Below are 3,958 nucleotides of genomic sequence, written 5' to 3' on the forward strand. Positions count from 1 at the left end.
CGCCGGTCAGCCGATCTTCGCTGCCTGACCACCTCCGTGAGCAGTTACGTCTCGTCGAGCACAGCGGCCAGCTTCGGCAGCTTGGGGTGAACCTGATTCGGACCCCTGGATCCAATGTGTCAACTCTTAGGCTCGGCAGTCTCAGTCGGGGAGAAATCATGCGGCCGCCATTCGGAAATAGCTTGAGCTACATGCCTTACCATAAAATTTTGACCGATTCTATTGTAATGTATCATGTCATTGGCGAGGAATTCATCTTTTATTCCTTTTTCATCAACCATGTCATTCCACAAATTTACAAATTTGTGCCCATTGGCGCGTGAGAATGCTTCAAATAGAGAGTTTATTTCAACTGCTATTAGATTGAATACTGAAGACATACTGAAAAGTCTGGACTTCTCTCGCTTTGTAATAGGCGGAATTGATATCAAGCAGCAAGCCATCCCCTCGGCAGCGCGCGCTGAGCAGAAGTTCCTTACATTCTCGTAAATTTGCAACGGATTCACCGTCATTAGATTTCTCAAATCAGGAAATCCTATATGTATGACAAGTATTTCGCAATACTCTATATTGACAAGCTTATAATATTCTTCAATCAAAAATGTTGATAGAGAAGGGAGAGACCGATTTATTGTAGAACGATGTGGATACATATTAGACCAATCAGCATGATACGAAAATGAATCACCAATCACAATGATGTCAGATTTTATTTTTTTGGAATTATCATATCCAAAGTCATCCCAGCGCTTTTCCTGAATGCTTTTAAAAAAAGCATCAGAATTAGCGTAATTAGATTCATGCAATGTTATTTGTTTTATTGTGTTCACGAAATAATAAGCATTCCAAATCACGGAGTTTTTATTAAAGAAAACCGATATAACCAACGCAATATATTGGAATTGGTCGCTGGCAATTATTATGTTTGTTTTTTCGTTCGTATTTGGAAAATCACGAACATTCCAAACTTTCTTACCAAAAAAAACTTTATTTTCTTCGCAATCAGTCTGTATGAATCCGTCTACACGAAGACCGATTTTCGATGCCTGCTCCATGAATACAGTAGAGCAGGAACCCGTACCATACACATAATTCGGCAGGGATTTGTCAATCTCAGAAGGATGATAAAGTATTTGCACTGGCATAAGATTCATCGTGAAGTCTCCACTGATTATTGCGTTATACTTGAATTTTTATTCAGATTTTTCATAATGCGCGGAGGGCGGGTCCGGACCGCCTCAGTGGCGGATGGATGATGGTCGGGTGCCGTCCGGACCATCCGCCCGCTCAGGATCTCCATTCAGATGGCGAACCCCACGCCTTGCAGACGTTGCATAGCCGCATCGGCGATGGTTGGTCGAAGGCGAAGGTGGAAGCGGAGTTTTTCAAGAGTCGCGATACGTGCTGCCTCAGTGAACGAGCGCGTCGCATCATCGCTCCGACCAGCCGCGTCCTGGATGACGCCGCGCACACACAGGTACCATGGAACCCAGCTTCTGTCGGCCGTCGATACCGATTGTGGCAGCGGCATGTGCTTGAGCGCGTCCTCGGAGTGGCCCAGATGATGGAGCGCCAGAGCCAGGGTGCTGCCAAGGCTGGGGTTGGACGGCCACATGTCCGTGACCGGTCTGAGGAGCGTGACGGCCTCTTGGTGACGTCCCATCGCGATCAGCAGCACCCCCCGTTGCTGTATCACGGCGATGGCATCGGGATGGCGGCTGAGATTCTCGGCACTGTAGCGGTCCGCCTCTTCGGCACGCCCGGCCAGGAACAATATATTCGACAATGCCACCAACGTGGCGACATCGCCACCGGACACCATCTCCATCAGAAGCGCAATAGCGGCGGCCTCATCCCCCTCGATGGCGCGATTCTGCGCGAGCCGCAGACGCGCGGGCACATCGCGTGGGGCGATCGCCAGAATGCGTTCCAACGCCATCACCATGATGGCGGGCTGATTCATGGTGTCAGCCTTGGAGGCGACGCGGTGCAGGGTGGGGATTTCCTCACTGGCGTCCGCAGGCATCAAGGTGATCAATGCCCGGGCGGCGGCGCACCAAAGATCGCGCTCGTCCGCCGCGGTCGCGAGCAGTTCCAGCAGCAGCGCGACCGTCTCCGGGGTGGCTCCTGTCAGACCGTCCAGGGCCTGCAACACATCGCGGGCATCGTCGAACCGGCCGAGACGGGCGTGCTGGACCGCCAATCGGGCCCCGGTCTCGCCGGTCGCCGCCAAGTTTCCACGCTCGCGGGCCATACGGAAGGCGCGCGTCAGCAGATCGGTCCTTGCGGATTCCGGAACCACTGGCGTGTCCAGGTAGAAGGCTCCCAGATCGCGCAGCGCGGCAAGTTCGTGATCGGGATTCCGGGCGACCGCATCGTGAGAAATGCGGATGGCGCGCGCCTCCTCCCCCACCTCACTCAATACCTGCGAGAGGGCGAAGGCCGCTGCGTCCTGATGCGAGCCGGCTTCTCTGTGGGCTTTCTCCAGCCAGGGAAGAGCCAGGGCGCCGCCGCCCTGGAAGCGGATAGCGACGGCCATCGACAAGAGATAACGCCCGTTCACGTCGTCCCGGATCGCCCTGCGCCATCTCTCCAGGGATTCCGTCGTCAACTCCATGTCCCGTCTCCGATGCTGTCCACCCTCGAAGGAGGACCCAGAAGCCTAGTCCTGTCCGCCTCCCAATCCTAGACGTCCATCCGCCCCACCGTTTCGGCGTAGAGGCGGGTGTACTCGGCGTGGCTCATCCGGCCCGTGTGGGGCGCGGGGACCGCCGCGTCCAGCACCTTTTCCAGCGTCAGGCCCAGCCTCCCCTCCAACCCGTCCCAATAGTAGACAAGAAGTTCCACCGCGCAATCGGTGAGGCCGTACAGGTCGAACAGGCAGGCGGCCTTCAGAACGCGACGCCAGTCGGCGTCCGAGGAGGGAGCGAACCTCTCGTCGATCAAGTCCCGAAAGAACAGCGCGTCACCGTGTCCCAACTGGCCGGCGATGGTCGGTCCGAGGATCCGCTTCCCCTCATGATTGCGATGATCCCACGCAACCGGAGTCGGCAACGCCCCCCGGCTGTAGTGGAAGGCATCGAGATCGTAAAGAAGATACCCTCGCAATGCGAGATGGTTGTAGATTTCATAGAACAGCGGGCATTGCCGTATCGGCATGAAGCTGACTTCGACTTCCAGCCCCAGGGCACCGTTGCCGGACAGAAAGCTTTCCGCCCCCTCCAGGATGTCGAGTTCGGCGCCCTCCGCGTCGATCTTGAAGAAGTCGACGCTCTTGATCTCCTCTTCGGCGGCCACGGCGTCGAAGCTGTCGGTGTCCATGAGCAGGGCCTGGATGGGCCGTGGCGGGGCCGCTTCCTGGCTCTTCCGGTAGGTGGCGGGGTCTACCGCGGCCGGCCCAGGGGAGAAACGCAGCCCCATCCGCGACCGCGCCGGAAAGAACCCGCTGCCGGCGGTGTTCATCGTGTTGATGAAGAACGGCCGCTGACGCCGCCGGCTGTCGAGCGCGATCGGCAGGCAGCGGAAGCGGACTTCATGCTCCGCCGCGTTGAGGCGCGCGCACTCCTCGCGGTCGGGCTCGAATCCAAGCACTTCCGCTGCCTTGCCCAGATGGTTCCATTGATGCGAGTAGCCCGCTCTGGCGCCAACATCGACCAGGCGGAACGGATGCCCCTCGAACGCCCCACCCTTGATCAAGGTCCGGGTCAGTGTCGGCTTGGCGTTGACATTCTTCATGCGGGCTCCGGTCTCGATGACAAGGAAGGCCGCCCCTTCCCGTCCCGCGGAACCTATACCCACCTGGTCCTTAACAAAGCGAAAACAGCAACAAGTGGAGCTATCCGTTGCTGATATAGCCTGTTCCGTTCCAATGATCGGGCATGTAAAAATTTCCTTGGAAGGAGCAGAGCGCCATTATCAACGAAAGACAGCTATGGCCGACCGGATGCTGATCCCGCCG

At 56.5% G+C, this 3,958-nt stretch carries 3 protein-coding genes; all 3 read right to left on the minus strand.

The features are described from left to right. Positions 1-119: 119 nt before the first annotated feature. The 3 genes from HL658_RS36330 to HL658_RS36340 all read right to left on the minus strand — a co-directional run bounded on the left by HL658_RS36330 (position 120) and on the right by HL658_RS36340 (position 3,735). A complete protein-coding gene (locus tag HL658_RS36330; RefSeq protein WP_180286959.1) occupies positions 120-1,154 on the minus strand; it encodes an SGNH/GDSL hydrolase family protein in 1,035 nt (344 codons plus the stop codon). Positions 1,155-1,300: 146 nt separating this feature from the next. Further along, entirely contained in the window at positions 1,301-2,617 is a 1,317-nt protein-coding gene (locus HL658_RS36335; RefSeq protein WP_180286958.1) for a tetratricopeptide repeat protein, read from the minus strand. Positions 2,618-2,685: 68 nt separating this feature from the next. Next, positions 2,686-3,735: an FkbM family methyltransferase gene (locus HL658_RS36340; RefSeq protein ID WP_180286957.1), complete on the minus strand. Its 1,050-nt coding sequence runs from the start codon at positions 3,733-3,735 to the stop codon at positions 2,686-2,688. Positions 3,736-3,958 lie beyond the last annotated feature (223 nt).

The organism is Azospirillum oleiclasticum (genome assembly GCF_013423485.1).
Lineage (GTDB): Bacteria > Pseudomonadota > Alphaproteobacteria > Azospirillales > Azospirillaceae > Azospirillum > Azospirillum oleiclasticum.

Excerpts from the sequence above, each read along its gene's own strand:
- HL658_RS36330 (WP_180286959.1), bottom strand. The coding sequence starts at position 1,154 with ATGAATCTTATGCCAGTGCAAATACTTTATCATCCTTCTGAGATTGAC.
- HL658_RS36335 (WP_180286958.1), bottom strand. The coding sequence starts at position 2,617 with ATGGAGTTGACGACGGAATCCCTGGAGAGATGGCGCAGGGCGATCCGG.
- HL658_RS36340 (WP_180286957.1), bottom strand. The coding sequence starts at position 3,735 with ATGAAGAATGTCAACGCCAAGCCGACACTGACCCGGACCTTGATCAAG.